This window comes from Mycolicibacterium alvei, from assembly GCF_010727325.1.
GTDB lineage: Bacteria > Actinomycetota > Actinomycetes > Mycobacteriales > Mycobacteriaceae > Mycobacterium > Mycobacterium alvei.
In genome coordinates this window covers 3,770,254-3,795,474 of record NZ_AP022565.1, presented here as the reverse complement: position 1 = coordinate 3,795,474, position 25,221 = coordinate 3,770,254, and the positions used below count along the sequence as shown (strand labels likewise).

At 64.8% G+C, this 25,221-nt stretch carries 25 protein-coding genes; 10 read left to right on the top strand and 15 right to left on the bottom strand.

Translation table 11 applies throughout. The features are described 5' to 3' along the window. Nucleotides 1–30 precede the first annotated feature (30 nt). Complete coding sequence (locus G6N44_RS18045) at nucleotides 31–447, bottom strand: nuclear transport factor 2 family protein (protein WP_163666229.1); 417 nt, start codon at nucleotides 445–447, stop codon at nucleotides 31–33. Nucleotides 448–549: 102 nt separating this feature from the next. Between G6N44_RS18045 and G6N44_RS18040 the strand changes: the two genes are divergently transcribed. Further along, nucleotides 550–1,143, top strand: a complete 594-nt coding sequence (locus G6N44_RS18040) for a PadR family transcriptional regulator (RefSeq protein ID WP_163666227.1) — start codon at nucleotides 550–552, stop codon at nucleotides 1,141–1,143. A 121-nt stretch (nucleotides 1,144–1,264) separates the two neighbouring features. Then, the gene (locus tag G6N44_RS18035; RefSeq protein ID WP_163666225.1) at nucleotides 1,265–2,293 is read left to right on the top strand and encodes a fused (3R)-hydroxyacyl-ACP dehydratase subunits HadA/HadB; all 1,029 of its coding nucleotides are present in this window, start codon (nucleotides 1,265–1,267) and stop codon (nucleotides 2,291–2,293) included. Between the two features lie 10 nt (nucleotides 2,294–2,303). On the opposite strand, the gene G6N44_RS18030 is transcribed toward G6N44_RS18035, so the two are convergent. The 4 genes from G6N44_RS18030 to G6N44_RS18015 all read right to left on the bottom strand — a co-directional run bounded on the left by G6N44_RS18030 (nucleotide 2,304) and on the right by G6N44_RS18015 (nucleotide 4,802). Next, nucleotides 2,304–2,459 carry a peptidoglycan-binding domain-containing protein gene (locus G6N44_RS18030; protein ID WP_235682775.1) on the bottom strand — a complete coding sequence of 52 codons (156 nt, stop codon included), beginning with the start codon at nucleotides 2,457–2,459 and terminating at the stop codon, nucleotides 2,304–2,306. Nucleotides 2,460–2,582: 123 nt separating this feature from the next. Then, nucleotides 2,583–3,230, bottom strand: a complete 648-nt coding sequence (locus G6N44_RS18025) for a maleylpyruvate isomerase family mycothiol-dependent enzyme (protein WP_163666223.1) — start codon at nucleotides 3,228–3,230, stop codon at nucleotides 2,583–2,585. Between the two features lie 11 nt (nucleotides 3,231–3,241). Next, complete coding sequence (locus G6N44_RS18020) at nucleotides 3,242–4,000, bottom strand: SCO6745 family protein (protein WP_163666221.1); 759 nt, start codon at nucleotides 3,998–4,000, stop codon at nucleotides 3,242–3,244. 22 nt (nucleotides 4,001–4,022) lie between these two features. Then, the gene (locus G6N44_RS18015; RefSeq protein WP_163666220.1) at nucleotides 4,023–4,802 is read right to left on the bottom strand and encodes a DUF1906 domain-containing protein; all 780 of its coding nucleotides are present in this window, start codon (nucleotides 4,800–4,802) and stop codon (nucleotides 4,023–4,025) included. Between the two features lie 141 nt (nucleotides 4,803–4,943). Between G6N44_RS18015 and G6N44_RS18010 the strand changes: the two genes are divergently transcribed. The 3 genes from G6N44_RS18010 to G6N44_RS18000 all read left to right on the top strand — a co-directional run bounded on the left by G6N44_RS18010 (nucleotide 4,944) and on the right by G6N44_RS18000 (nucleotide 9,167). Then, on the top strand, nucleotides 4,944–7,031 hold the full coding sequence (locus G6N44_RS18010; RefSeq protein WP_163666217.1) for an AMP-binding protein: 2,088 nt from the start codon (nucleotides 4,944–4,946) through the stop codon (nucleotides 7,029–7,031). Nucleotides 7,032–7,265: 234 nt separating this feature from the next. Then, nucleotides 7,266–8,153 carry an alpha/beta hydrolase gene (locus G6N44_RS18005; protein WP_163666215.1) on the top strand — a complete coding sequence of 296 codons (888 nt, stop codon included), beginning with the start codon at nucleotides 7,266–7,268 and terminating at the stop codon, nucleotides 8,151–8,153. A 123-nt stretch (nucleotides 8,154–8,276) separates the two neighbouring features. Beyond that, a complete protein-coding gene (locus G6N44_RS18000; RefSeq protein WP_163666213.1) occupies nucleotides 8,277–9,167 on the top strand; it encodes a serine hydrolase in 891 nt (296 codons plus the stop codon). A gap of 29 nt (nucleotides 9,168–9,196) precedes the next feature. Here G6N44_RS18000 and G6N44_RS17995 read toward each other — a convergent pair whose 3' ends face one another. Both G6N44_RS17995 and G6N44_RS17990 read right to left on the bottom strand, forming a co-directional pair. Next, a complete protein-coding gene (locus G6N44_RS17995) occupies nucleotides 9,197–10,174 on the bottom strand; it encodes a coiled-coil domain-containing protein (RefSeq protein WP_163666211.1) in 978 nt (325 codons plus the stop codon). 163 nt (nucleotides 10,175–10,337) lie between these two features. Then, nucleotides 10,338–11,738, bottom strand: coding sequence for a DUF1254 domain-containing protein (locus G6N44_RS17990; RefSeq protein ID WP_163670104.1), 1,401 nt, complete (start codon nucleotides 11,736–11,738; stop codon nucleotides 10,338–10,340). A gap of 196 nt (nucleotides 11,739–11,934) precedes the next feature. On the opposite strand from G6N44_RS17990, the gene G6N44_RS17985 reads away from it, so the two are divergent. The 4 genes from G6N44_RS17985 (at nucleotide 11,935) to G6N44_RS29085 (ending at nucleotide 16,627) form a co-directional block, all read left to right on the top strand. Continuing rightward, complete coding sequence (locus G6N44_RS17985) at nucleotides 11,935–13,449, top strand: flavin-containing monooxygenase (protein WP_163666210.1); 1,515 nt, start codon at nucleotides 11,935–11,937, stop codon at nucleotides 13,447–13,449. Then, nucleotides 13,446–14,360, top strand: coding sequence for an alpha/beta fold hydrolase (locus tag G6N44_RS17980; RefSeq protein WP_163666208.1), 915 nt, complete (start codon nucleotides 13,446–13,448; stop codon nucleotides 14,358–14,360). Before G6N44_RS17985 ends, G6N44_RS17980 begins: the two co-directional genes overlap by 4 nt. Continuing rightward, entirely contained in the window at nucleotides 14,357–15,727 is a 1,371-nt protein-coding gene (locus tag G6N44_RS17975) for a WS/DGAT/MGAT family O-acyltransferase (RefSeq protein WP_163666206.1), read from the top strand. Before G6N44_RS17980 ends, G6N44_RS17975 begins: the two co-directional genes overlap by 4 nt. Nucleotides 15,728–15,793: 66 nt before the next feature. Beyond that, complete coding sequence (locus G6N44_RS29085; protein ID WP_170309406.1) at nucleotides 15,794–16,627, top strand: N-acetylmuramoyl-L-alanine amidase; 834 nt, start codon at nucleotides 15,794–15,796, stop codon at nucleotides 16,625–16,627. A 139-nt stretch (nucleotides 16,628–16,766) separates the two neighbouring features. Here the strand turns inward: G6N44_RS29085 and G6N44_RS17960 are convergent, their stop codons facing one another. Continuing rightward, entirely contained in the window at nucleotides 16,767–16,913 is a 147-nt protein-coding gene (locus G6N44_RS17960) for a hypothetical protein (protein ID WP_163666204.1), read from the bottom strand. 159 nt (nucleotides 16,914–17,072) lie between these two features. Between G6N44_RS17960 and G6N44_RS17955 the strand changes: the two genes are divergently transcribed. Next, nucleotides 17,073–18,665 (top strand): cation:proton antiporter domain-containing protein, encoded by a 1,593-nt coding sequence (locus G6N44_RS17955; protein WP_163666202.1) that lies wholly within the window; start codon nucleotides 17,073–17,075, stop codon nucleotides 18,663–18,665. A 205-nt stretch (nucleotides 18,666–18,870) separates the two neighbouring features. Here the strand turns inward: G6N44_RS17955 and G6N44_RS17950 are convergent, their stop codons facing one another. The 7 genes from G6N44_RS17950 to G6N44_RS17920 all read right to left on the bottom strand — a co-directional run bounded on the left by G6N44_RS17950 (nucleotide 18,871) and on the right by G6N44_RS17920 (nucleotide 25,211). Next, nucleotides 18,871–19,404, bottom strand: a complete 534-nt coding sequence (locus G6N44_RS17950) for a hypothetical protein (RefSeq protein WP_179964402.1) — start codon at nucleotides 19,402–19,404, stop codon at nucleotides 18,871–18,873. A 646-nt stretch (nucleotides 19,405–20,050) separates the two neighbouring features. Next, complete coding sequence (locus tag G6N44_RS17945) at nucleotides 20,051–20,791, bottom strand: MBL fold metallo-hydrolase (protein ID WP_163666200.1); 741 nt, start codon at nucleotides 20,789–20,791, stop codon at nucleotides 20,051–20,053. Nucleotides 20,792–21,196: 405 nt separating this feature from the next. After that, nucleotides 21,197–21,868: a hypothetical protein gene (locus G6N44_RS17940; RefSeq protein WP_163666198.1), complete on the bottom strand. Its 672-nt coding sequence runs from the start codon at nucleotides 21,866–21,868 to the stop codon at nucleotides 21,197–21,199. A gap of 86 nt (nucleotides 21,869–21,954) precedes the next feature. Further along, a protein-coding gene (locus G6N44_RS17935; RefSeq protein WP_163660260.1) for an IS3 family transposase occupies nucleotides 21,955–23,117 on the bottom strand; the annotation gives its coding sequence in 2 pieces (ribosomal slippage) (nucleotides 21,955–22,830 and nucleotides 22,833–23,117; 1,161 coding nt in all). A 40-nt stretch (nucleotides 23,118–23,157) separates the two neighbouring features. Continuing rightward, entirely contained in the window at nucleotides 23,158–23,970 is an 813-nt protein-coding gene (locus G6N44_RS17930) for a hypothetical protein (protein WP_163666196.1), read from the bottom strand. A 13-nt stretch (nucleotides 23,971–23,983) separates the two neighbouring features. Further along, nucleotides 23,984–24,160, bottom strand: a complete 177-nt coding sequence (locus G6N44_RS17925; RefSeq protein ID WP_163666194.1) for a hypothetical protein — start codon at nucleotides 24,158–24,160, stop codon at nucleotides 23,984–23,986. A 142-nt stretch (nucleotides 24,161–24,302) separates the two neighbouring features. Next, complete coding sequence (locus G6N44_RS17920) at nucleotides 24,303–25,211, bottom strand: M78 family metallopeptidase domain-containing protein (RefSeq protein ID WP_163666192.1); 909 nt, start codon at nucleotides 25,209–25,211, stop codon at nucleotides 24,303–24,305. Nucleotides 25,212–25,221 lie beyond the last annotated feature (10 nt).

Below are 25,221 nucleotides of genomic sequence, written 5' to 3'. Positions count from 1 at the left end.
GCCGATCAAGCAACAGCGGCGAGCCGCTAATCAAGCAGTGGCGGACTCTCGCTGAATCTGTTCTGCCGCTTCCTGTGTGATCTGGTCGAACTGCGCAGCCATCGCCTCGGACAGCGCGGTCGCACCGGACAGCGGCCGAACCATCACCATGAAATCGTCGATCTTGCCGTCGTCATCGTGGTGCAGGAAGTCGCATCCGGTGATCTTCTTGCCGTTGACGGTGGCCTCGAATACGAGGGCATGGTCATGTCCTGACGCATCGGCGATCTCCCGGACGTACCGGAAGTCCTCGAAGACCCGCATGACCCCGCGCAGGATCGCAGCGGTGATCGGCTTGCCCGGATACGGCTTGAAAGCCACCGGGCTGGTGAAGACCACATTGTCGGCCAGCAGCGCCTCGATCGCGGCCTCGTCGCGAGCCTCCACTGCCTCACGGAACGGATGCATCTGACACCTCCATACCCAATTCATCGACTAGCCGCGATGTTACGCCCGACCCTTTTCAATAATCAACATATTGATTAATCACTTTGCTGCTAGCATCGGCTCATGGCGTTGCGCGACGCAGTCCTGGCCGCCCTGCTCGACGGCGAGGCATCCGGCTACGACCTGGCGAAAGGGTTCGACGCGTCGGTCGCCAACTTCTGGATGGCCACTCCCCAGCAGCTCTACCGCGAGCTGGACCGGATGGCCGCCGAGGGGCTGATCGAAGCGAGGCTCGTCGAGCAGGACCGGCGGCCGAACAAGCGCCTGTACTCGCTGACCGACGCTGGACGGCAGGCGTTGCTCGAGTTCACCGAGGTGGCGCCGAAACCCGGGGCGATTCGGGAAGACCTCCTGGTACAGGTCCAAGCGGTCGATACCGGCAACATCGGGGCCGTCCGCGATGCGCTCACTGAACGACTGGAATGGGCGACCGCCAAGCTCGCGCGTTACCGGCGCGGCCAGGAGCACTTGCTGGCCGGGCGCACCGAGGATGCGTACCTCGCCGAGGCCGACCGCATCGGCCCCTACCTGACCTTGCTGCGGGGAATCCGGTTCGAAGAAGAGAACATCGAATGGGCGGGCCGGGCGCTGACGGTCATCGAACAGCGACTGGCCGCGGGGGACAGACCCCACCTGTCACTGTCTGATGGTGAGTGAGCCCGGACGGCTGGCCCAGATTCTCGTCGAGCGTTGCCGGTTGTACGCCTAACGCCGCACAGACGTTAGTGTGCTTTCGTCGGCTTCAGCGAACAAGCCGATAGAAAAGTTGAGCACATTCATGACCGCACCAGACGCATCGGCGCTCGAAGCCCGGCTCGGCCACTACTACGAGGCCGATGGCCCGTATTTGGTCGGCCGCGAGAAGGTACGCGAGTACGCCCGTGCCGTGCAGGACTACCACCCCGCCCACTGGGACGTCGACGCCGCCGCGAAGCTGGGGTATTCCGGGCTGGTCGCGCCGCTGACCTTCACGTCGACTCCGGCCATGGCCTGCAATCGGCGCATGTTCGAATCGGTGGTCGTCGGGTACGACACCTACCTGCAGACCGAGGAAGTCTTCGAGCAGCACCGGCCGATCGTGGCCGGCGACGAGCTGAAGATCGACATCGAGTTGACGGCGGTCCGCAGGATCGCCGGCCGCGACTTGATCACCGTCACCAACACCTTCACCGACACTGCCGGCGAGCGGGTCCACACGCTGCACACCACCGTCGTCGGCGTCACCGCCGACGACATCAATCCGGCGACGATGACCGCCGTCCAGAACGCGATGATGCACGACGTGGACTTCTCCGGAATCGGCGCATCCGATGCCGATTACCAGAAGACCGTCCGCCCCGAAGGTGAGGTGCGGATCTCCTCCGAAGGCGTCACCCGCACGCCGGGAACACTGTCCTTCGATGACCTGAAGGTCGGCGACCAGCTCGGCGTGCACCACACCCGACTGTCCCGCGGCGACCTGGTGAACTACGCCGGCGTGGCAGGCGATGCCAACCCCATTCACTGGGACGAGGAGATCGCCAAGCTCGCCGGACTGCCCGATGTGATCGCCCACGGCATGCTGACCATGGGACTGGGTGCCGGGTTCGTCTCCGCATGGTCGGGCGACCCCGGTGCCGTTACCCGCTACGCGGTGCGGTTGTCCCAGCCGGCGATCGTGTCGGCCAAGGAGGGCTGCGATATCGAGTTCAGCGGAAAGATCAAGTCGTTGGACCCCGAGACCCGTACCGGCGTCATCCTGGTCGCGGCGAAGTCCGAGGGCAAGAAGATCTTCGGCCTGGCCACGTTGAACATCTGCTTCAGCTGACGGCCGGACGCTACACCGGTCCGGACACGCACCGGCGCCACGTGATCGGACCGACTATGCCGTCGGTATCGAAACCCTGGCCGAGCTGAAACTCTCGAACGGCCTGCTCGGTGCGGGGCCCGAAGTCTCCGTCGACAGCGATCGGCGGCGCCTGACGCAGATTCATCCGAACCTGCACACCCTTGACGACCTCGCCCTTACTGCCGCGGCGGACGGTGATGAACGTGGTGGCAAGTCAAACGGCGGAGCCCCGGAAAGTCGTGAGTACCGGACTACCTGTGTTCGAAGTTCACCGCAGCCGCGACTGCAGGACGGGCAGACCGGGACCCGACAGACGGCCGAATGCGACGGTGCGCCCGCACACCGCCAGCATGACCGCGACGCCAGGACCGGCGATGGCCGCGCCCTCACCCCACGTCCGCCCGGTGTCCTCGTCGTGCAACTCGATGCCGCGCAGACGGCGGTGCGGGAAGAATCCGAGTTGCGTTCGGCTGGTGAGGAAATCGAGAACCCGCGCGACGTGTTGCGGATCGGGCTGATATGGAAGTCCCAGAGGTATCCGAATGTCAGCGCCGTGCACCAACACGTCCGTCAGGCCCGACAACGGACCGGTGACCGGCGGGCTGAGTCGATGATCGGCCCCATGCCGGAGCATCTCGGCGATCTCGGTGGCTGAAGCCATCGCCCGGCGGCGGGCCAGCGCGTCGATGCCGCGGTCGATGTTGCCATGGCGGGCACCGCTGGCCAGAAACCCCCAGAACCCGTCGGTGAAATCGCTGACCAGATGAGCCGCAACGGTCTTGACATCCCAGCCGGCGCACAGGCTCGGTGTGGCCAACTGGTCTGCATCGAGTCCCTCGACCAGCGCGGCGATCGACCGGCGCTCGTCGGCCACCAGCACGAACACCCGCTCACGTTCCTCCCGACTCAACCGCACGGACGGTCTGTTCAGCCTGGGACGGCGGCCTTGAACGCGGCCAGCGCGTCGGTGCTCAGCCGGGCAAGTTCCGCTAGCTCGGCCGGATCGATTGCGGCATCGAGGATCTCAACCATCCGCCGGTTGGTCACCTGCTCGATGTCGGCGTACCGGTCCTTCTTGCCTTCGCCGTCGGCGAAGGGTTCTGGCCAACCGAACATCGCGGTGTACTGCGGCCCCTTGTTGAGCATGTGCGCCTCCACCGGGGCGATACCCGAGATCGTGAGGGCATTGAAATGCACACCCGCACGCAGTTCACGGAGCACGAACATCACCTGCAGTGCCCGCGCCGGGGCATCGTCGGCCAACGGCATCGCGCGCCACCCGGCGAACAGCGGAAGCCCCGCGATCGGCGTCGCAGCGATGATCTTCTCGCCCAACTCCGAGATGCGGTCCAGCCCCTGGGCGCCGGCCAGGTACTTGCGTCCGAACTCCGCGGCCTGCCCCCAATACTGTTGTGCCGCACCGACAGCGCCGCGCACCGCGACACCTTCGTCCCACATCGCGGCGAGGCCGGTGGGTTCGAACACCGCGAAGACAGCGCTGACGGTCGCGCCGGTGGCCTCACCCAGAACGCCACCACGGCCGGCGACATACCCCGCCAACGGGTTTTGGTAGCCGGCGGCGATGCTGGCAGCGAAGTTCTCCGGGTGCAGCATGAAGATCGCGACCGCCTGCTCCATCGCGGTACCGGTGGCGGCGACAGCTTCCAGCATGTCGGTGTCGGTCATGACAGTGATTCCTCCAGGTGCATTATCGGGCGAGATCCCATTGGCCGTAATCGGCTGCGAGAACGTCGTTCACGTCTACATGAATACCGTCGATCACGAAACCCGGGTCGGACGCGGTCACGACTTCCCGTTGGAATAGCACGGCCGCCGGTTCACGCTCACCCCTCGACCATGCCTTCGTCTGCCAGGCCCACCGGTGGCCGGGCGTGCTGGAGGCGCCGACCACACCGTCGGCGATCGCCCAGCCACATTGACGGCGGCCGCCGTAGATTCCGGTGCGGGCTACCCCCAGGACCGAGTTGATCCCCCGAAACCATTGGACCGCCAGGCTTTTCCAGGTTGCGGCGTCGATATCCTCATCGACGCTGAAGAAGATGGGCGCGGATGCCGGACCGCCGGCCGCGGTATGAAGCCCCAACGCCGTCTGGGCATCCGCCACGCCGCCGTCGTAGCCGCGGGTGAAGTCCGACGGCGTCGGCCACCCGGGCTTACCGAACTGGTAGCAGCTGACTACCTGCAACCCGGCGGCACGGAGTCGGTCCGCGTAGTCGCGGGTGACAGGTTTGAAATCGAACGTGGCGCCGGGCCGCAATTCGGATACGTACACCAGCGCTCCACCGAACCCCGCGGACTTGATCTGTTCGGGCTGGACGAGCAGGTGGGTGAAATCGACGAGTTGCAGACCCTCGGCGGAGGCCGTGGGGGTGCCGGCTGATGCCGCCAACACACCCGGGACGGCCAGCGCAGGGGCGAGCACAGCGGCATACCTGAGGAGTTCACGCCGTGAAGCGGTGGGCGTCACGAGAGGAAGCCTATCCCCTGTCGCTTTGGGTGAGTGTCAAACGGTTGGGGCCAGAACTGCTCCGCACCGGGGCCGGATGCACCACAATATGGTCACTCAGTTGGTAGCCGAGCGAACAGACGATCGACTGGCAGGACCACCGTGGTACGTGACGTGATCGATTTCGACACGAGGCTGGATCACCCATGTCCGGATATCTGGGAGATCCTGCAGTCACCCGACCGTTATCCGCGGTTTTTTCGCGGACTCGGGTCGTGTGAGCAGATCTCCGACCACGCGCAGCAGTTCGAGGTCCGGTTCTGCACTCCCCGGGGCACTGTCGTGGTTCACCAGCTGCACCTGACGGTTCGCCGAGCGGGTAGAGAAATGTTGCTCAGCGCCGCCCACATGCCCGACAGTTGCGTGTCGATTCGGCTGAACCCGGGGGCGAACGACACCCGGATCGCCGTGACCGCGTTCTCGGTCGGCCGACTCCACCCTGACCTGGCCAAGATCGACGACAGCACCGTCGAGAACTGGGTCCGAGACGGCCTGCAGCGAATTGCGGACTATTTAGCCGGCAAGCAATCGTCGCTACTGGTGAACACGGGCGACATGCGTTCACTGCAACTCAGCGTCGCCAAGACGATGGTGGTCAGCGGTGTCGTGCGGGCATCCCGGCCGGATCGCGCGCTGCGACAACTCAACTCCCTGGCCAAGTGGGGGTTCACCCTGGCCGGCGGCCTGACCGCCGCCGCCGTGCGATCGCCCCGCAACATCGCGGTGATCGACAACCTCGGACAGTCGACGTACGCCGATGTCGCTGAGCGCACCACCCGCATCGCCTCCGGCCTCACCACCGTCGGCTTCACCGCAAACAGCAAGCTCGCGCTCCTCGCCCGCAACCATTCGGCGATGGTGGAGTGCATGGTGGCGGCCAGCAAGCTGGGTGCCGACCTGGTGCTGCTCAACACCGGCCTGGCCGCGCACCCGATCGAAGAGATCGTCCGCCGCCACGCGGTCGACGCCATCTTCGTCGATGACGAATTCGAGCAGCAGGTGCGTTATCTACCGGCCGAAATTCCACGCATCGCGACGCGCCCCGCTCCGGCTGTACCGCAGCGGCGTTCGATCGACGATTTGATCGCGGCCGGCACCGACAACGGGCCGCTGACACCGCCGAAGCAGCCGGGCAAGCTGGTGGTGCTCACCTCGGGCACGACCGGCACACCGAAGGGTGCGCGCCGGCCCACACCACAAGGCTTCGGCACGATCGCCGCGATGTTGTCGCGGATGCCGCTGCGTCACGACGAGGTGATGTTGGTGGCCGCACCCCTGTTTCACTCGTGGGGCCTGGCCGCGCTCCAGGTGAGTGCCCCGCTGCGGGCGACGGTAGTGCTGATGGAACGGTTCGACGCCGAAGAATGTCTGAAAACCATTGCGCAGCACCGCTGTACCGTCTTGATCGCCGTCCCCGTCATGCTGCAACGCATACTCGAGTTGCCGGCCACGGTGACCAATCGATACGACACGTCGTCGCTGAGAGTGGTCGCCAGCAGTGGGTCACCGATCCCCGGAGCCTCCGCCATCAAGTTCATGGATACCTTCGGCGACATCCTGTACAACTTCTACGGCTCGACCGAAGTGTCATGGGCAACGATCGCCGATCCGACCGACCTGCGAGCTGCCCCGACAACCGCAGGTCGACCACCGCTGGGTACCCGCGTCGCCATCCTCGATCAAGCGGGTGACCCCGTACCCGTCGGCGCTGTCGGCCGCATCTTCGTGGGGAACGACATGCTGTTCGACGGCTACACCAACGCCGCATCGCCCGCCGTCAAAGACCGACTGATGGACACCGGCGACGTCGGCTACCTCGACGCCGGCGGGCGCCTCTTCGTCGCCGGACGCGACGACGAGATGATCATCTCCGGCGGCGAGAACGTTTTCCCGCGGCCCGTCGAAGAAGCACTCTCGCTGCTACCGCAGATCTCCGAAGTGGCGGTGATCGGCGTTCCCGATCCGGTGTTCGGCCAACGTCTCGCCGCGTTCGTCGTCGTTGCCGACGGGGCCTCGCTGGACCAGGACATGGTCAAGAACTACATCCGAAACCGCCTGAGCCGCTTCTCGATTCCACGTGACGTCACATTCGTCGGCCAGCTTCCCCGCACCGCCACGGGAAAGGTATTGAAACGTCAACTGATCGAGAGCCAGTCTCAGCTGGAGACGGGCTGGCCGGGCGAGGTGTAGTTCCCGGCCCGGGCTGACCGATGGCGGACCTCGCGTCCGCGCGATCTGCGGAGAAAGCCGGTGCTGAGCACCTGAACCACGGTGGCAACCAATTCACGCGCTTGAGTGTCGTTGGCGCGGAGTCGGTCCGCCCGCTGACGCAGGGCCACGCGAGCAAGCTAACTTTGTTCCTTAGCCCATATGATCCCGGGTGTCGGTTCCCGCGCCCGGGCGAACCTGAGGGAGGCAACACCCATGACCGAGCGACTTGATGTGCGATTCCCGTCTGGGGGTGTCGAGTGCAGTGGCTGGTTGTATCTACCCGCGGGCGGCCCGGCACCGGTGATCGTGATGGCGCACGGTCTCGGCGCGGTGCGCGGCATGCGTCTGGACGCCTACGCCGAGCGCTTCTGCGCCGCCGGCTATGCCTGCCTGGTTTTTGACTACCGGCACTTCGGCGACAGCGACGGACAGCCTCGCCAACTTCTCGATATCGGCCGTCAGCTCGACGATTGGGCGGCTGCGATCGCCTATGCCCGGTCGCTGAAGGAAGTGGATTCCAGCCGGGTAGTGTTGTGGGGCAGTTCATTTGGAGGCGGTCACGTCATTGCCGCCGCAGCCCGCGACGGCAATATCACCGCTGTTGTCTCCCAGTGCCCGTTCACCGACGGGCCGGCCTCGGTGCTCGCGATGCCGCCGTTGGCCTCGGCAAAGGTCACCGCTCTGGCGTTGCGGGACGCGATCGGCGCCAGATTCGGTCAGGCCCCGGTGATGGTTGCCACCGCGGGCCCCCCAGGATCGACCGCGCTGATGTCCGCCCCCGATGCCGAGCCCGGCTACCTGGCACTCGTGCCCGCGACAGCGCCGTTCAGTAACGAGGTCGCGGCCCGGATCGCGTTGGGCATCACCTTCTACATTCCCGGCCGCAAAGCCGCCCAAGTGGCCTGCCCGATTCTGTTCTGCATCTGCGAAAGCGACAGCGTCGCCCCTGCGAAGGCGGCCTTGCGCCACGCCCGCAAGGCCCCCCGCGGGGAGATCAAGCTCTATCCCGAAGGCCATTTCGACATCTACGTCGGGGACGCCTTCGAACGCATCATCGCCGACCAGATCCAATTCTTGAACACCCACGTAGCACCCAGCTAGACGTCGGTGCCGCCGCCGGCAGTCGACTCCCAGATCGTCCGGGGGGCCGGTTAGGCTTGGGACAACCGGCGGGCGCAGAGTCCATCCCAGCTGCCCTGGCTATGGATCATTTGGAGGAGTTATATGCGGAGGCGGCTGGCCGAACCGGTGCTGACTGGCGTCGCATTCGTCACTGTGGCGATGCTCGTCAACGGTTGTGGGGCACAGGCCTCGGGCATTCCCCCGGTCGAGAACATCGCCCAGGCACCCGTCATCGCCCCGCAGGCCCCGCAGGCGTCATTCGACGGACTCGATGCCCGGACGCGTCAAGCCACCGCCGATGCGGCCAAGTCCGGAGCTGATCTCGAGATCGTGGTGCTGGACCGCGATACCGGCCAGATCGTCTCCAACGGCGCCAACCAACCCTTCCCGATCGCCTCGGTGGTCAAGCTGTTCATCGCCGATGACCTGCTGCTGCAGGAATCGAAAGGCGAGACGAAACTGACTGCTGCCGACCACAAGTCGCTCGACATCATGCTGAGCTCCTCCGATGACGGCGCAGCCCAGACGTTCTGGGATCGCAGCGGAGGCAACGCTGTCATCTCGCGCATCGTGGCCCGGTACGGGTTGTCCGGCACCACCGCGCCCTACAACGGGCACTGGGACGTCACGCAGAGCACCGCAACCGACCTGGTCCGCTATTACGACAAGCTGTTGGACGGCAGTGGCGGCCTGCCGCCTGAACAGGTCAACGTGATCATGACCGCCCTCGCACAATCCACACCGACGGGAACCGACGGATACCCTCAGCGCTTCGGCATCCCGGACGGGCTCTACGCCGAGCCGGTCGCGGTCAAGCAGGGATGGTTCTGCTGCTGGAACGGCGCCAATCAGTTACACGTCTCCACCGGAGCGATCGGGCCCGAACGCCGCTATGTGCTGGCTATCAGCTCCCTGGAACCCGGCGACGCCGCCGACGCGCGCAACACCCTCACCGAAGCCGTCAAGACGATGTTCCCCGGCGGACGGATCTAGGCGATCGAAAGCCGCGAACTGCTCGGGTCTCAGGAGACCGTGACGTGGACGTGGTCGAAGTGAGCTGCCACCCGCCACATCGTGTAATCGATACCGAAGCGTGCCGCCTGACTCTTGAGGTCGGCGTTGATGGCATCGCCCAGCGCCATGTCTGAGCCGATCATGATGTCCAGGGCCCGCCCGCTCGGGTGATCCGGAAGCGAGTCCGCACGCACGCCGCCGATCGACTTCACACCGGGGTAGGTGGCCTGGATGTAGTCCAGGATCACCCTCGACTTGGGGACCAGACCGCCCATCCCGACCGTGGGGATGGGCCCGACCGGGCCCACCGCCGCCACGGCCTTCGCCGATGGAGGGGTCACCATCGCCTGCTGCGCAGGGGGAAGCATGGCATAGCTCGCGTTGACCGCGGCCAACTTTGCCCGCAGTTGGGTCTGCTGGTTCTGCAGGTCGGCTCGCAGGGCCACCGCAGCGTCGACGGCCGACTTGGCGTCGGCTGCCGACTTTGCCGAGGCCGCCTCGATGTCCTGCGCCTCCTGGTTGACCCGGCGCAAACTCTGCATCTGCCCGGAAATCTGGGTGCCCATCGCCCGCTGAACGACCAGCTTGTCGATCATGCTGGTCGGCGAGCCGGCGGTCAGCATGGCGCTGAAGCCGTCAGTTCGCCCGCCCATGTACACCGCGGCGACCATCTTGTCGGCGGTACGCTGGTAGGTGGCCAGCTGCGCACTGGTCGCATCGAGGGCGGCCAGATCGTCGGTGTACTTCTGGTCCGCCGCGCTGAGCAGCTTCCGCTTCTTGTCGAGATCCGGCTGCGCGTTGAGGATGGTCTCCGACAACTGTTCGGCCTGGCGCGCCATCTCGTTGACGTTTGCCACCCGGTCCTGGTCAGTTTCGGCGTACGCCGCGCCGCCCCACACCACACTGAGCGCCGCGAATCCGACGATCACACCGACCACCGGCTTGTAGGCAACAGATTTCGGCACAAACGGGGACTGAAACTTCACGACTGCGCATCCTTTGACTGCTGTCGGCATCGTCCCAGTCGAACTGCCTGTCCACGTGCCTTAGATCACGAAAAGGTTACGGAAGCGGCATCGGCCTTGTCCAACCCGTGGGACTGAGTGGTCTGACACGGAAGCCGACACCGTAGCAGATCGAGGGAGGTTCCTACACCTTCTGTGGCTTCGGCGGCTGCCACTGGCCGTCCAGGGCCTCCGGTCTGGGCAGATACATCCGCAGGACGGCCACGAACGGGCCCTCCGGTGCGGGCAGCCAATTGGCTTCCTTCTCCGCGCCGGGAGACTCGCGCTGGAGGTACAGCGTCACACCGCCGTCGGGATCTTTGACCAGGTTGGGAAGCATCGAGGAGTTGATCAGGTACCGGTCGATCGGATTGGCCACGAGCAGGTTTTGCGGCACGTTGTACATGGTCAACGACCAGAACGCATCGACCGGCGGCAGCTGTCCCGGAGCGAACCGGTAGGTGTAGCGATTGCTGCCGTCAAGGGGTGCCCCGGTGGAATCGAAGAAGGCCGCGGGGTAGAGCGCCTCGGCCGCGGTGTTGCCGTAGATGCCCAGGACCGCCCCGGCCATCCGGTACAGGTAGTTGCCGTTCAGATCGGCTCGGGTACCGAAGAACTGGGCGGAGCCCACCTTGCCGGTGTCGACCTGGTTCTTCTTGAAGGCATCAAACTCTGCGAGGGCATCGGCCATGCCGTCCCGGATCGCCTGCTGGTCCTCCGCGCTCCGGGTGGCGAAGTCGAACTTCTTGCCGGCTTCGATGCCGACCGAGGCGAATCGGTCCCGCATCTCCTGTTCGTCCGGTAGCATCGGCGCAAACTGCAGGGCAAAGTTCAGCATGTCGAAGAACTCCGGCGAGGTGCGCTGGTCTGCGGCCGACAGCGGGGCCGGGAAGTCGATGACCGGGGCGGCCGGCGGTGCCGGCTGGTCCTGGAACCCCGACAACGGTTCGATCCCGAAACCCGCCTGGATCTTCTTGACGTTGTCGATGTCCGCCGGGTCGAACAACTGGGTGCGGTAGAGCACCAACCCCAACTCGGTGTCCGAGCGCAACACCTCGTCGACCCCGGCGGGCTTCTCGCCCTGCCAGTTCGGGCCGGCCAGCAGGTACTTCCCGCCGGCGTTACCGGTGGTGCGGGTGCCGACGTAGGCGAAGTTCGTGGTGTAGAGGTCGATGAACTGCAGCGAGAGGTAGCGGCTGTCCTCGACCGGCGGGACCGTCAGCACCAGCGGTTCGTTGCGCAGATCCACGCCCAGCCAGGAGTACGGGGTGTCGGAGTTGGGTGTCTGCACCGCCGTGTCTGAAGGGGTGTACACCCGCGCGATGTTGTGGATCTGGTTCCAGTCGCCTTTGTACTCCGGGTTGTCCTTGTCAACGAAGTACGCGTGCATGACGCGGTAGTTGTCCACCATCGGAAAGCCGTAGACATAGGCCTCCTTGACCGTCGACCTGAGATCGGCGGTGGGAGCCGCGTGGGTCGTCGTGGGGGTCGGAGGTTCGCCGGCGTCCTCGGATGTGCAGGCGGCGAGTAGCAATCCGATCAGCATGATCCCGAGCAATCTCAACCGCTTCTACCTCTCCTGGAGATGGCGGCGCCATCCTGTCGTGGCATGGAATCAATGTAGCGGCCTGGTGCACTATGCACTGCATATCACCCATTTTGTTGTGGATTGCCCTATTGGTCCGATGCTCCCGGACGCGACGATTAACCCATCGACTTCGCCCCACCACCGAGGAGTAGCCATGGAGCGCACCCCCACCCACGTCCAGCAGGTTGACGTCCTGATCGTCGGGGCCGGCATCTCCGGCATCGGCGCCGCGTACTACCTGCAGCAGTCGCACCCGGACCGGACCTACGCCATCCTGGAGGCGCGCGGCGCCACCGGCGGCACCTGGGACCTGTTCCGCTACCCGGGCATCCGGTCGGACTCCGACCTGCACACCTTCGGCTACGAGTTCAAGCCGTGGCGCGACGAGCACGCCATCGCCACCGCCGACAAGATCCTGGCCTACCTGCGCCAGACCGCCTCGGAGAACGGCATCGACGAGAAGATCCGGTTCCACCACAAGGTGCTCGGCGCGGCCTGGTCGAGTGCCGACGCGCGCTGGACCGTCGACGTGGAGAACAGCGAAACCCAGGAACTGGTGCAATTCAGCGCGAACTGGATCTTCATGGCCGGTGGCTACTACCGCTACGACCGCGGTTTCACACCCGAGTTCGAAGGCCGCGACCGCTTCGCCGGCCAGATCGTGCACCCGCAGCAGTGGCCCGAGGATCTGGACTACACCGGCAAGAAGGTCGTCGTCATCGGCAGCGGCGCCACCGCGGTGACCCTGATCCCCGCCATGGCAGGCACCGCCGCACACGTCACCATGTTGCAGCGCTCGCCCACCTACGTCATGTCGGTGCCGAGCAAGGACGTCTTCGCCAACACCGCCAAGAAGGTGCTCGGCGACAAGCGCGGCTACGCGCTATCGCGCCGCAAGAACATCCTCAAGCAGCGCGGTGTCTACACGTTCTGCCAGACCTTCCCCACCGCGGCCAAGAAGCTGATCCGTCATCTCAACGCCAAGGATCTGCCCGAGGGCTACCCGGTGGATGAGCACTTCAACCCCGACTACAACCCGTGGGATCAGCGACTGTGCGCGGTCCCCGACGGCGACCTGTTCAAGGTCCTCGGTACCGGCAAGGCATCAGTGGTGACCGATCGCATCGCGACATTCACCGAGTCCGGGATCCAGCTCGAGTCCGGCAAGCACCTGGACACCGACATCATCGTCACCGCAACGGGTTTGGACCTGCAGATGTTCGGCGGGGTGTCGCTCAGCGTGGACGGCTCACCGGTGGACATCGCAGACACGTTCGCGTTCAAGGGCATGATGCTCTCGGGCGTGCCGAACTTCGCCTTCGCCGTCGGCTACACCAACTCGTCCTGGACGCTGAAGATCGGCCTGCTGTGCGAGCACTTCTGCCGACTGCTGACCCACATGGACACCCACGGGTACGACACGGTGGCGCCCGAGGTGTCCGGGCCTGCCATGGAAGCCCGTCCGCTGCTGGACTTCTCGGCCGGCTACGTGCAGCGTGCCCTGCACCTGCTGCCCAAGCAGGGCGACGGTGGCCCCTGGACCATGTCGATGAGCTACGAGTCCGACGTCAAGGCACTGCGCAAAGGACCGGTGACCGACCCGCATCTGCGGTTCGCTTCCTCCGCCGTCCGGACCGGTCGGCGCGCGCTGGCGGGAGTGTCGGCATGAGCGACCAGTTCTGCGCCGCCGGCGCGGGTCGGCAGGTGTGCTACCGGACCGACGGAGATCCATCCGGTGCACCGCTGCTCCTCATCGCCGGGCTGACTCTGGATCTGACCTCGTGGCCGCAAAACATGATCGACGGCCTTGTCGCACAGGGTTTCTACGTCATCCGCTTTGACAACCGCGACGTCGGCCGGACCACCCCGTCCGACGATCCGGCACCGAGCCTGCTGCGCCGGGCGTGCAAGCGTCCACTACGAGGCGGCTATGACCTGGCCGATATGAGCGCCGACGCCGTCGCGGTGCTCGACCACCTCCGGCTGGACCGCAGCCACGTGGTCGGCATGTCGATGGGCGGAATGATCGCCCAGACGATCGCGGCCCGCTATCCGGACCGGACGATCTCGCTGACATCGATCTTCTCCACCACCGGCTCGAAGAAGGTCGGCCAGTCGGCGGTCTCCACGCTGCTGAAGCTGGCCAACCCCGGATCACGCACCCGAGCCGAGGCGGTGCGCCAGCATCTGCGGCTGATGCGGCACCTGCAGGGCACCGGCTTTCAGCTCGACGAAGCCGGCGCGGCGGAATACGCCGCCCGCGCCTGGGACCGGGGCCTGAAGGAGGGCTCCGGGAATGGGATCGCCAGGCAGATGAACGCCATCTTCGCCTCCGGCGATCGCACCGCCGAACTACACCGAATCAGCGCTCCCACGTTGGTGATTCATGGTGATCGTGACCGCATCGTGGCGCCCAGCGGCGGTCGGGCGACCGCAGCGGCCATCCGCGGGTCCCGACACGTCACGATCGACGGTATGGGGCACGACATCGCGCCGGGCGTGGTCGACCGCATCGTGGACCTGATCGCGCAGAACGCCACACACTCCGAACCTCCCACCACACGAAAGACGTTGCCATGACGTTCATCCCCCCACTCGATGCGATGTTCCTGACCTCCGAAACCCGTGAGCACCCCATGCATATCGGTGCACTGCACGTCTTCAAGCTGCCCGAGGGCGCTCCGGAGGACTACGTGCAGAGCCTGCACCGACGGTTGCTCGAATGCACCGAGCTCTCCCCGCTGTACCGCCGCAAGCCGGCCTGGCCGGGACCGATGACCGGCGCCCTGCGCTGGGTCGAGGAGCGCAACGACGAAGTCGACCTGGAATACCACGTGCGGTTGTCGGCGCTGCCCAGGCCCGGACGGGTGCGTGAGCTACTGGCTCTGGTGGCCGGACTGCACAGCACCCTGCTGGATCGGCACCGGCCGCTGTGGGAGTTCCACCTCATCGAGGGCTTGGAGGACAACAGGTTTGCGGTCTACTCGAAGATGCACCACGCCCTGACTGACGGGATCAACGGGGTCCGTTCGACGATGCGGATCATGTCCGAGGAGCCGAGCACCGTCTTGACGCCCTTCTGGACACCGAATCTCGACAAGCACCCCACCGATCCCGCGCCGTCGACGCTGAGTCGAGCAGCTGAGATCGCCCGCAGCGTGATCGGCATCGGCCCGACTGTCACCGACGTCGCGGTGAAGGGTGTGTGGGACGCGGACGCCGCGCTCCCCTTCACCGCACCGCGATCAGCGCTCAACCGGCCACTGACCGGGGCGCGACGGTTCGCCGCACAGTCCTGGCCGATCGCGCGGATCTCATCCGTCGCCAAGGCTCACGGCGCCACCTTCAACGATGTCATCTTGGCGATGTGTGCGGGCGCCCTGCGCGAATACCTCAATGCCAGTGAGGAACTGCCCAAGAAGTCACTGGTTTCCGCAGTACCCGTAGGGCTACCGCGGGCCAGCGGCAGCGAGGGCAACGCGGTCACCATGGTGCTGTGCCGGCTGGCCACCGACATTGCCGACCCGGCCGAACGATTGGCCCGCATCCGGGCATCGATGCTCACCGCCAAGGAGACCATGCGGGGCCGCAGCGCCCTGCAGTTGTCGACCATCGGCATGCTGACCTCGATCGGGCCGAGTGCACTCAACGCCATCCCCGGCTTCGCGGCAACCGCACCACCGCCCTACAACGTGGTGATCTCCAATGTGCCGGGGCCGCGCAATCGGCTCTACTGGGGCGACGCCGAGATGGAGGGCTGGTACCCGGTGTCGATGCCGATCGAGGGTCAGTCGTTGAACATCACGGTGATCAGCTATGCCGACACCATCGGATTCGGCCTCATCGGGTGCCGGCGCAACGTGGCGCACCTGCAGCGACTGCTCGGCCATCTCGAAGATGCGTTGTGCGAGTTGGAGATGGCCGGGGCGGTGAGTGTGCCTGCGTGAGGCGCGGTTCGGCCACTGACCGCAATCGGTCCCTCCCATGCTGATTGGCTGCGTATCGTGACGACGATGGACACGCAGCCGAGCCGTGGATCCGGAACACGGCTTGACGCCCTGAGCCGTCGACGGATGCTGCAGCTCAGCGGCAGCCTCGGATTGGCCGCGACACTTGGCGCCTGTGCCGACAACGCCCCACCGCTGTCGACGTCCACCGCAGCGCCGACGAGCGCCGCGCCAGGCATACCTCCACAGCCCGTCGCGGTCAGTCCGCTCCCGGTCGAACCGGCTCTACCTGTCACGCCGATGGCAAGCGGGCAGCCGATGGTCGAGATCTGCAGGCAGGCGTGGGGTGCGGCGCCGGCGCGGCCAGGTGGTCGTCCGCACACCATCAGCCGAATGACACTGCACCACACCGCAGTTGTTCTCGGCGACAATCGGCTTGCTCCCAGCCGGTTACGTCAGCACCAGCGCTTCCACCAGAACGACCGGGGCTGGATCGACATCGCCTACCACGTCGGCGTCGACCGAAACGGCAACATGTACGAGTTGCGCAGCCCGGATATCGCCGGCGACACCGCGACCAACTACGACCCGGCCGGCCACTTCCTGGTTCTGTGTGAGGGCGACTTCGACCAGGAAACCGTCTCCGAAAATCAACTCAACGGTGCTGCAACAGCATTCGCCTGGGCCGCCCAACAATTCCACCTCGCCAGCGGCACCCTCGGCGGACACCGCGACTTCGCCGACACCTCATGCCCCGGCACCGACCTCTACGCCCATCTCACCTCAGGGGACCTGCACACACGTATCGATGCCCTGCTCGCCGCCGGGCCTGTCGACCTGCAACGCCTCTGCGGAGAAGAAGCGGCCGTAAAGGTTGTGGCTATCGAGGCCGGTCAGTGACAGAGCGGGACGGGTGCCGCGACCAACCCGATCAGGTGCTCAGTTCGGCCCTCATCTCGTCAGCGAGATCCCAGACGTCGGCAAGCAGTTCGCGATCGGCGGTGAGCCCGAAGTCACGGATGTTGGGACATGCACCACGTCAAATCACCCAGAAAATACCCAGGACGATCACACCCACCAGCACCGCCGCGGCCACGACCGCCGCGACCGCGGTCCCGCGGTTGGCCCGAATCCAGATCCGTACCGACGGCACAGTGATGTAAATGTGCGGTTCCGCGCTGATCATCGACGCTCCTCATGGTGCCGTCACCGGGGACGGCGACGGTCGAGACCCACCGTAGCCTTCGACCAGACGGACATGCCCGAGTCCACTCAAGGGGTAGTGCGACGCGCTAATCCCCACCCCTCATCGCCGCGTCGGCGGTGACCATGCACAGTGTTGGCCATGGACATTGTCGTGACCTACCTGGCGGTCGTATTCGGCCTCGGGCTGGCCGCCCGGTTGGTCAAGATGCCACCGCTGGTCGGGTTCCTCGCCGCGGGGTTCGCCCTCAATGCGATGGGCGTCCCCCAGATTGAAGAGCTTTCGCTGATGTCGGACATCGGTGTGACGCTGATGCTCTTCGCGATCGGCCTGCGCCTCGACCTGCGCACTCTCCTCGGAAAGGCCGTCTGGCTGACTGCCGGGGCCCACATGCTTTTGATGACGGTGATCGGCGCGGCCTTCCTCGCGGCGATGAGTGCGCTGGGCGCGTTCGGGCCCGAGGAACTCCACATCCTCGCGGTCCTCGCCCTTGTGCTCTCATTCTCGAGCACCATCTTCGTCGTCAAGATCCTGCAGGACCGCGGCGACGAGCAGGCGCTCTACGGCAACATCTGCATCGGGGTGCTGATCCTGCAGGACATCGCCGCCGTCGCGGTGATCTCCGTGTCGCGGGGCGAGGCGCCCAGCATCTTGACGCTGGGATTGATCGTGGTGATCCCCGTCCTGGCCTGGGTGACCAAGGACTGGTACCGCCTCGGGCAGGGCGAGATGGGAGCGCTGTTCGGGATCGCGATGGCGCTGATCCCCGGCTACGCGCTCTTCGAATGGCTCGGCCTCTCGGGCAGCCTCGGGGCGCTGGTCATGGGGCTGATCCTGGCGCCCCGGCCCGGCTCGGACCAGCTGTCAACCACCCTGTTCACGGTGAAGGAACTGCTGCTGGTCGGCTTCTTCGTCAGCATCGGGTTCCAGGGGCTGCCGACCCTGCAGAACGTCACGGTCGGCCTGCTGCTCCTGCTGCTCCTTCCGCTCCAGGCGATCTTCTACTGGGTGGTGCTGTGGCTCATCGGGATGCGCAACCGCACGAGTGTCCTGGCGAGCCTGCTGTTGTCGAACTACTCGGAGTTCGCACTCATCGTCGCCGCGATAGGGACCGAAGCCGGGTGGCTCTCGCCCCACTGGTTGCTCTCGCTCGTGATCGCTGTATCGGCCGGGTTCATCGTGTCGTCGGTGGTCAACCCGAGAACCGTGTCCTGGGCGTCACGGATTGCGCAGCGGTTGCCGGCCCGGCCGCCGGACAAGATCCACCCCGAGGACCGACCCGTCGAGGTCGGGGACGCGACCGCCATCGTCTTGGGCATGGGACGAGTCGGCCGGGCGACCTGCGCCCAGCTCGAGGAGGAGCACGGCTACAAGGTGCTCGGCGTCGAACACGACCCGCAGCGCGTCCACGCCCTACAGGAGCAGGGAGTCAACATCGTCGAGGGCGATGCCACGGACTACGACTTCTGGACTCGCGTCGTGCGCACCGGGCTGATCGAGATCATCGTGCTGGCCATGCCCTCGCAACACGCCAACATCGATGCGCTCCGGGAGCTGCGCCGCATCGGCTACCACAAGGCCACGGTGGCCGCGGTCGCGCTCTACCGCGAAGATGTGGAGGAATTGGAGGAGCTTGGCGTGGATATCGTCGTACACCTGTACGCGGGAGCCGGCGAGGCCCTGGCCGACCGAGCCGCCGAGGCCCGGGAGTCACAGGGCGCGAAGGAAGCCTGAGGACGATGATGCAGGGCGTAGGCAGCTGATTTCACTTCTACCTTGACATCGCCGATCTCGAGGTCGTACTGGTCCCATTCGATGCGATTCGTGTGGCGAATGCCGAGGGCTTTGGCCACGATGTACTCAGCCAGCACGCCGCGGGTAATGTTCGCGCGCAGGTCGTCGTACGCCCACTCCCAGAATCCCTGTTTGTTCGGGTGAGTCATCGCCGAGCCTTCATCGCATGTGCGGTTCCCTTGCCCAGTACGGTCGTCACTTTGTGCCGGTCGATGTCGTCGAGAGTCAGCACCGCTTCGGGTCGGGTAATCCGCTTTATGTCCCCGGCGGTCGGCTGTGGCACCAGCAGTGCCAGTTCGCGTGCCTCATAAACGTCGATGTTCGTGTGAATCCACTGGCTCTGTTCGGTGAGCGCGTGGTCGACACTGACGAACCAGTTCGCCATGAATTCCTGCAGGTACGGGATCAGTGTCCACACCTTGCGCCGGGCTAGTGCCGACCGCGCATCTGGCCGGGTGAATGCGAGCCAGGCCAGCGCTCCACTGTCGGCGTCGGTGAGCTTCCAGAACGCCCGGCCGTTGTGCGCCAGGACATTCGGCGGCCGGGTGGCGGCGATCTCCTGTCCGATTTCGCGGGCCAATCTCCTATAGTCCGGAAGAGTGTCGGTGTAGTCGGGAACACTTTCGAAGTAGTCGTGGGGCCTCGGCGCTCCCCGCCGCTCGCCACGAATGCCGACCATCAATCGCATCCCCTTACTCCGGCGGAACCACTGCGCCGGTCGTGTCGACCGTCGTCGAGTCGCCTGGCGCCGCGAACTCACCGCCCAGGAATCATGCCGGGCCGGTACGACAGCCCTCCCGTACACGCCCGCCCGAAGGACGGAGCTGTGTTGGACGCCGCAAGTCAACTTATCTCACGCCGATGTCCAAAATGGCAGACAACAGATGGCATCACGGTCGAGAAAAAGACAGCCGTCGTGAGAATCGACAGGCGCTGTCGAGATGCAGCCAAGATTCACAAGACACGCCTGCCTACTTTGACAAAATTCGGGCGTGTCGCAGTGGCTTGTTAATCTAGCTTGCATAACGCCTGGTCAGCGCCTGATGGACGATCGGCAAGGTTCGTACGTGTCGCGAGGGCTGGTTAATTTACTTGGATAGTGCCAGTTCGGCCGACCCTTGCTTCGCCTCAATTCTCGCGGTGCCGATCGGACAATGCTCGGCAGTGAGACCGTCGATACTGCGGAGGCGAACGCATCATCGTGGGCGGCAATGCATACCTGGGCAAAGGCCTACGCCGGCGATCGGCGCAGGACGCTGTATCTGCACCGCGACTGAACGGCTACTGCGCTTCGCAGCAGCGGTCGCCCCAAGGTCGTCGTGTAATCAACGGGCGGCGTCCAGCACCTTGATCCCGTGAGAGGGCAGTCCATGCCCAGGTAGTACATGTTCCACGTGTAGGGAGCACAGGTGCGCTGCGGTGCAGGCGCTGGCCGCTGCATCAATGGTGTCTGGTGCGAACCGCGGGCGGCCATACATGGTGATGACCGCATCCCCTGACAGTAGTGTCCGAGAGTCTGTGTGCCAGAACGCAATTCCGTCATCGGTGTGACCGGGCACAGCGATCACCGTCCACGCCGAGGCGCCGGGCAGTCGGTCGCCGTCGTTGAGGGCGAGAGTGGGCTCTGGTCCCGGCCACAGCATGCCGCGCGTAGTGCCGAATCCGACCGTTGCCGACGCCGCGACGAAACCGGCTGCGGCCTTGGTGTCGAAGGGTTGGCCGAACAGGACCGGCCAAGTTCGGGCGAGCTTGGCGACGCTCGGTGTGCGGGGTGTGGCACTACCGTTGATGTAGGAGACCGTCTCGGCCGCCAGGTGAATACCGGCTCCGTACCGGTCGGCGATCGCCGGTGCGCCGCTGAGGTGATCGGGATGGCCATGGGTGGCGGTCACCGCGACGGGCCGGCGGTCGCCCAGCAACGGGGCGAGGTCGGCCACCAGTTTCGGCATAAAGGCATCGACCACAACGACATTCCCGTCGTCACCGTCGATCAGATAGCAGTTGAAGCACCATCGGGACACCCGCGTCACGGGTGAGTCCGCAAACCGTTCTACTTTCACACCCATCTGTCCCCCTCCGCCGCAGTCAGGCTACCGACGAAACGATGGACTGTTTGGGCGACGGTCTTCGGTACGGGTTGGTCGTCGTTGCGGGAACCGAAGTGCCCGAACCGCGATGTGCGGGGTTGGTGCGGGTGGCCAGTCCCGCGCGGCGATCTGTCGACATCAGTGGGTATTGCAGGCGAAGGGGGACGCGGTCGTGCTCGGTCGGCACTGAACCGTTCGCGGGTGTAATCCCAGGACTGCTCGAGATCGGCCGGCCGGGCGGGAGCGCTTAGTGGCTCCGAGCGTTCAGTCGACCAGATATGTCCGACTCGCAGCGGAGGACGCGGTCTCGGAGCGCCGACCGATTCGGAACTCTCGTTCGTCCAATCATGCCGTCCTGTGCGAACGTCTACGACCTGGCTCTGATCAGGGATCGCCTTCTCCGCCGCTGTCATAGGGCTGGGCGTCTCCGGTGATGGGGAAGCGGATTCCGCCGTTGGTCTGCTGTAGCCACATCACTCCGTGGATGTGTAGCGCGATTTCTTGTGGCGCATGGTCTGATGAGGTTGCGTCGAGGACCGCCTCGCCGAGGACGCAGGGTTTTCCTGCTTGGCGTAGCTGTCGGTCGATGGCTTCTACTACCCAAACGAATCGTGGTAGGCGAGCCAAGCGATATTCGGTTTGGATCGGCGAGGCTATCGCCCTGGCACCGAGGTTGGCTTTGAAGTCGTTAGAACGGATCGCGTAGGTACGCAGGGCGAGCTGCCTGCCATTGATGAGATCTTGAAGAGGGGTGAACGGGAGTGGATCATCTGCGGCGCTTGCTATTACGTTTGAGGCGTTAAGTAGGAACTGCCCGCCCTTTCGCTCGGCAGCCTCGGGAGCCAGCCAAAGCTTGTCTGGCACAGGCACGTGCATGGTGCGCCACGGCCCGTAAACCTTGCCCGTACGTTGGTCGATGTCGTTGAGGACATTGTGGACAACGAGGTATGGGCCGGCCTGGTCGTCGTGCCGAATGAACTCGATCCAGCCGGGCCGTGGTTGGTTGGATCGGCGATAGCCACACAGGATGAACGCGTGATTGTGCGTGCCGACCAAGATGGGGTTTCCGGAGTTCAGGTGCCGGCATGCGACAGCGACGATCCGATGATCGGGTCTGCTGCACGATCAGGTGACAGTTTCGGTCACGCGGCCTGACTGGCCGGTGTGGTCATGATTGCTTCGTATTCGATCGGGGTCAACCGCCCGAGGCCGGTCTGTCGTCGGCGACGATGGTAGGTCCGCTCGATCCAGGTGACGATCGCGATCCGCAGTTCCTCGCGCGTAGCCCAATAGCGACGGTCCAAGACGTTCTTCTGCAGCAGGCTGAAGAAACTCTCCATGGCCGCATTGTCGCCGGCCGCTCCGACACGGCCCATCGACCCAACCATATCGTAGCGGCCCAGAGTACGGACGAATCTTCTTGACCTGAACTGAGATCCACGATCGGAATGCAGAATGCAGCCGGCCACCTCGCCACGGCGTGCCACCGCACTACTGAGCGCGGCGGTGGCCAATCTGGACTTCATCCGCGAGTCGATGCTGTAGCCCACGATCCGGTTGGAGAACACGTCCTTGACCGCACACAGGTAGAGCTTCCCCTCGCCGGTGCGATGTTCAGTGATATCGGTGAGCCACAGCTGATTTGGTGCATCAGCAGTGAAGTCCCGCTCGACAAGGTCGTCATGCACCGGTGGCCCGACCTTGCCGTTCTTACCGCGTTTCTTACCGAACACACTCCACCACCGGTTCTGGGTGCAGATTCGCCAACCAGTGCGCTGCGCCATCGGCTCGCCGGCATCGGATGCCTCTTCGACCAGGTAGCGGTATCCGAACTCCGGGTCATCGCGATGAGCGTCGAACAGGGCGTTGGCGCGGTAGGCCTCGACGATCTCGGCATCGGTCACCGGTTTGGCCAGCCAGCGGTAATAGGGCTGGCGGGTGAGCTTGAGTACCCGGCACGTCACCGCGACGGGGATCCCGTCGGCGGCGAGCTCAGCTACGAGCGGGTAGAGCCTTTTCCCGGCAGATTGGCCTGCGACAGATAGGCCGCAGCCCGGCGCAGGACCTCGTTCTCCTGCTCGAGGAGCTTGATCCGACGCCGCGCATCCCGCAGCTCACCGGACTCGCCGGTACTTCTGCCGGGTTTGGCGCCCTCGTCGATATCGGCTTGGCGTAGCCATTTGTGCAGCGTCATCGGGTGGACCCCGAAATCGGTGGCGATCGCCTCGATCGTCACACCGTCGTCGCGGTTGCGAGCGACCCGGACGACATCGTCACGGAACTCGCGAGGGTAGGGCTTGGGCACAGGAACATCCTTCCAGCCCACCCGCCACGGGCAAGCCAACTCAGATGTCACCTGATCGTGCAGCAGACCCATCCCAAGTTCCAGCCAACTCAGGCCGACCGGTGGGATCGGGTGCCTGCCAGGGCAATTGCGGGCTGGGCAAATCGCCCACGAGGTAGTACATGGCTGGAATTTCGAATGTGCGAAATAGTTCGCTGAGTTGGGTCACTGTGAGTCCGCCGCTCGGGAGGGCGCGGTTCGGTTGCAAGCTGGCGTCGGCCTTCAATGAGAAGTCGGCTTTCGTACGCCTGGCCGTATCGCCTCGCAGAAACGCAGTGAAGTGGCACATCCATGCGGCTGCTTGCGCGCACGCGCCAAGTTGGGCGTCTTGTTGTGCAAACGGCACTCCACGAACCGGCAGTTGCTGTCCGAAGAAGTTCACGTTTTCGGTCACCGACGTGCGGACCGCTGACTCAAGGTCCGGTGGGGGCGGAAGGAGGGCCCGAGAGACCAAGCCGGTCGCTGCCGGGCGCACGACCACGTATCCGATGTAGCCGTGTTCGGCGTCGAGTTGCCACAGCGATTGCGGTTCGAGGTGTTTGCCGAAGAAATGCAAGCGATGGGCAGAATCGGGGACATCAGCGAACTGGCGTGAATAGTAAGCCGAGAATTCGCTGCGGTAGTCGATGTCCAAATATCTGGTCTCGATCACGAGGGTTGCGGCTCCATGGGAGCGTGCGACCTCGACGCAGCGCATTAGTGGTGCGTCATTGAGCGATTCCAGGTAGCGCGACAGCGCCGCATACCATTCGGCATCTGTAGTCGGGTGATAGACCTCGGCTGGATCGGGGTCGTTCCAGCCAGGCAGCTGCACGGTTCGCCTTCGATCAGGCTAGTCGCAAACTTGCCGAAGCGGTTTCGGCGTCGCGCCGAAGGTCGGCGAGCTTCGCGAGATCCTCGGTGAGCTTGTGTTTCTCGCTGGCGCTGAGTAGATCGTTCGGATTGGAGGGCAGCTGAGCGGTCGTTTTGTCAGTGGACAGTTGCGGTAGCACTGCGTTAGACATCGGATTATCCTTCTCCGGCTTGCGTTGTTGGAACTTACGGCATGTAAGCACGTCGGGCTGACATCTTTGTGGCTATGGGAGAGCGCCGCCGCGGTGAGCTGCACTCGACTGGACTGACCGGGCGGTGCATGACGCCGCCATCTCAGCCCACCACGAGACGCGGCCGAGCTCGGTGGCGCGCGATGAACGATTCCTTGGTGGGCAACCACAGCAGCACAAATACTCGGTAGGTATTGGATAGCGACTGAACCTTCACTGTTGTCATCGCGGCATTGCGGTCGTGCAGGCCCCAAGAGAGGTTGATGTCAGTCGACCCCGGTAACCCCAACGGGGCTAAAAAGCCATGCCGACTCGAATCCAACCGGGCAGGAAACCGGTTGGGCCCGTAGCGTTGCGTCCACGACTCCGATTCCACCAGTTCGTAGCGGCGGTATGTCGGCGGAATATCGATCAAAGGTTTGGGATCGATCACTAGCCCGCATACGGGACTGGCATTGCTCTCGACCCAGCGCCGAAAAGTCGCGTGGATCGAGGCACCAAACAAGGCGGACAATTGCACCGGTGTCGAGATGTCGATCGGATAATCCCGCGCCATCCGTGTCAGCAGATCGAGCTGAAACAGCAGTTCAGCGCCTCCCTGGTTGGCTTCGCGTTCGAACACAAGCTCAACGTCGGGCGCCAGCGTGCGAGCGGTATCACCAAGGACCAGGAGATCCCGTTGCCAGGGAAGGGCGTCATGCATGGCCTCGTGGCACCGCACGAACTGCCGCTGCGCTGGATGATCAATCGACGGGCTCACGTGTAGCACTCGCTCGCGGCGGTCGAGCGCGCCGCGGATCTTCCGTCCCGCGCTGCGCAATAGTTTGCGCAGTTCACGCGGCGCCTGCGCGATCTTGCTATCGGAGAACACGTAGTCGTCAGACTCGACCAGCCCGCAGCTGGCGATGATGTCATCTACCGGCGTCGGGAGCCGCTCGGCTATATCGGCCCTACGCAGCACCAACTGCGCGATGTCGCGGATCTCGTTGAGGTTATCCAGCGGTTCAATCATGGTCCCTCTT

Coding starts and splice junctions, on each gene's coding strand:
- G6N44_RS18035 (WP_163666225.1), top strand. CDS start 1,265: ATGACCGCACCAGACGCATCGGCGCTCGAAGCCCGGCTCGGCCACTAC.
- G6N44_RS17985 (WP_163666210.1), top strand. CDS start 11,935: ATGGAGCGCACCCCCACCCACGTCCAGCAGGTTGACGTCCTGATCGTC.
- G6N44_RS18040 (WP_163666227.1), top strand. CDS start 550: ATGGCGTTGCGCGACGCAGTCCTGGCCGCCCTGCTCGACGGCGAGGCA.
- G6N44_RS18030 (WP_235682775.1), bottom strand. CDS start 2,459: ATGAATCTGCGTCAGGCGCCGCCGATCGCTGTCGACGGAGACTTCGGG.
- G6N44_RS17960 (WP_163666204.1), bottom strand. CDS start 16,913: ATGATCAGCGCGGAACCGCACATTTACATCACTGTGCCGTCGGTACGG.
- G6N44_RS17925 (WP_163666194.1), bottom strand. CDS start 24,160: ATGTCTAACGCAGTGCTACCGCAACTGTCCACTGACAAAACGACCGCT.
- G6N44_RS18005 (WP_163666215.1), top strand. CDS start 7,266: ATGACCGAGCGACTTGATGTGCGATTCCCGTCTGGGGGTGTCGAGTGC.
- G6N44_RS18020 (WP_163666221.1), bottom strand. CDS start 4,000: ATGACCGACACCGACATGCTGGAAGCTGTCGCCGCCACCGGTACCGCG.
- G6N44_RS17920 (WP_163666192.1), bottom strand. CDS start 25,211: ATGATTGAACCGCTGGATAACCTCAACGAGATCCGCGACATCGCGCAG.
- G6N44_RS18000 (WP_163666213.1), top strand. CDS start 8,277: ATGCGGAGGCGGCTGGCCGAACCGGTGCTGACTGGCGTCGCATTCGTC.
- G6N44_RS18045 (WP_163666229.1), bottom strand. CDS start 447: ATGCATCCGTTCCGTGAGGCAGTGGAGGCTCGCGACGAGGCCGCGATC.
- G6N44_RS29085 (WP_170309406.1), top strand. CDS start 15,794: ATGGACACGCAGCCGAGCCGTGGATCCGGAACACGGCTTGACGCCCTG.
- G6N44_RS17990 (WP_163670104.1), bottom strand. CDS start 11,738: ATGCTGATCGGATTGCTACTCGCCGCCTGCACATCCGAGGACGCCGGC.
- G6N44_RS17950 (WP_179964402.1), bottom strand. CDS start 19,404: ATGGTCGGCATTCGTGGCGAGCGGCGGGGAGCGCCGAGGCCCCACGAC.
- G6N44_RS17955 (WP_163666202.1), top strand. CDS start 17,073: ATGGACATTGTCGTGACCTACCTGGCGGTCGTATTCGGCCTCGGGCTG.
- G6N44_RS17945 (WP_163666200.1), bottom strand. CDS start 20,791: ATGGGTGTGAAAGTAGAACGGTTTGCGGACTCACCCGTGACGCGGGTG.
- G6N44_RS17980 (WP_163666208.1), top strand. CDS start 13,446: ATGAGCGACCAGTTCTGCGCCGCCGGCGCGGGTCGGCAGGTGTGCTAC.
- G6N44_RS17975 (WP_163666206.1), top strand. CDS start 14,357: ATGACGTTCATCCCCCCACTCGATGCGATGTTCCTGACCTCCGAAACC.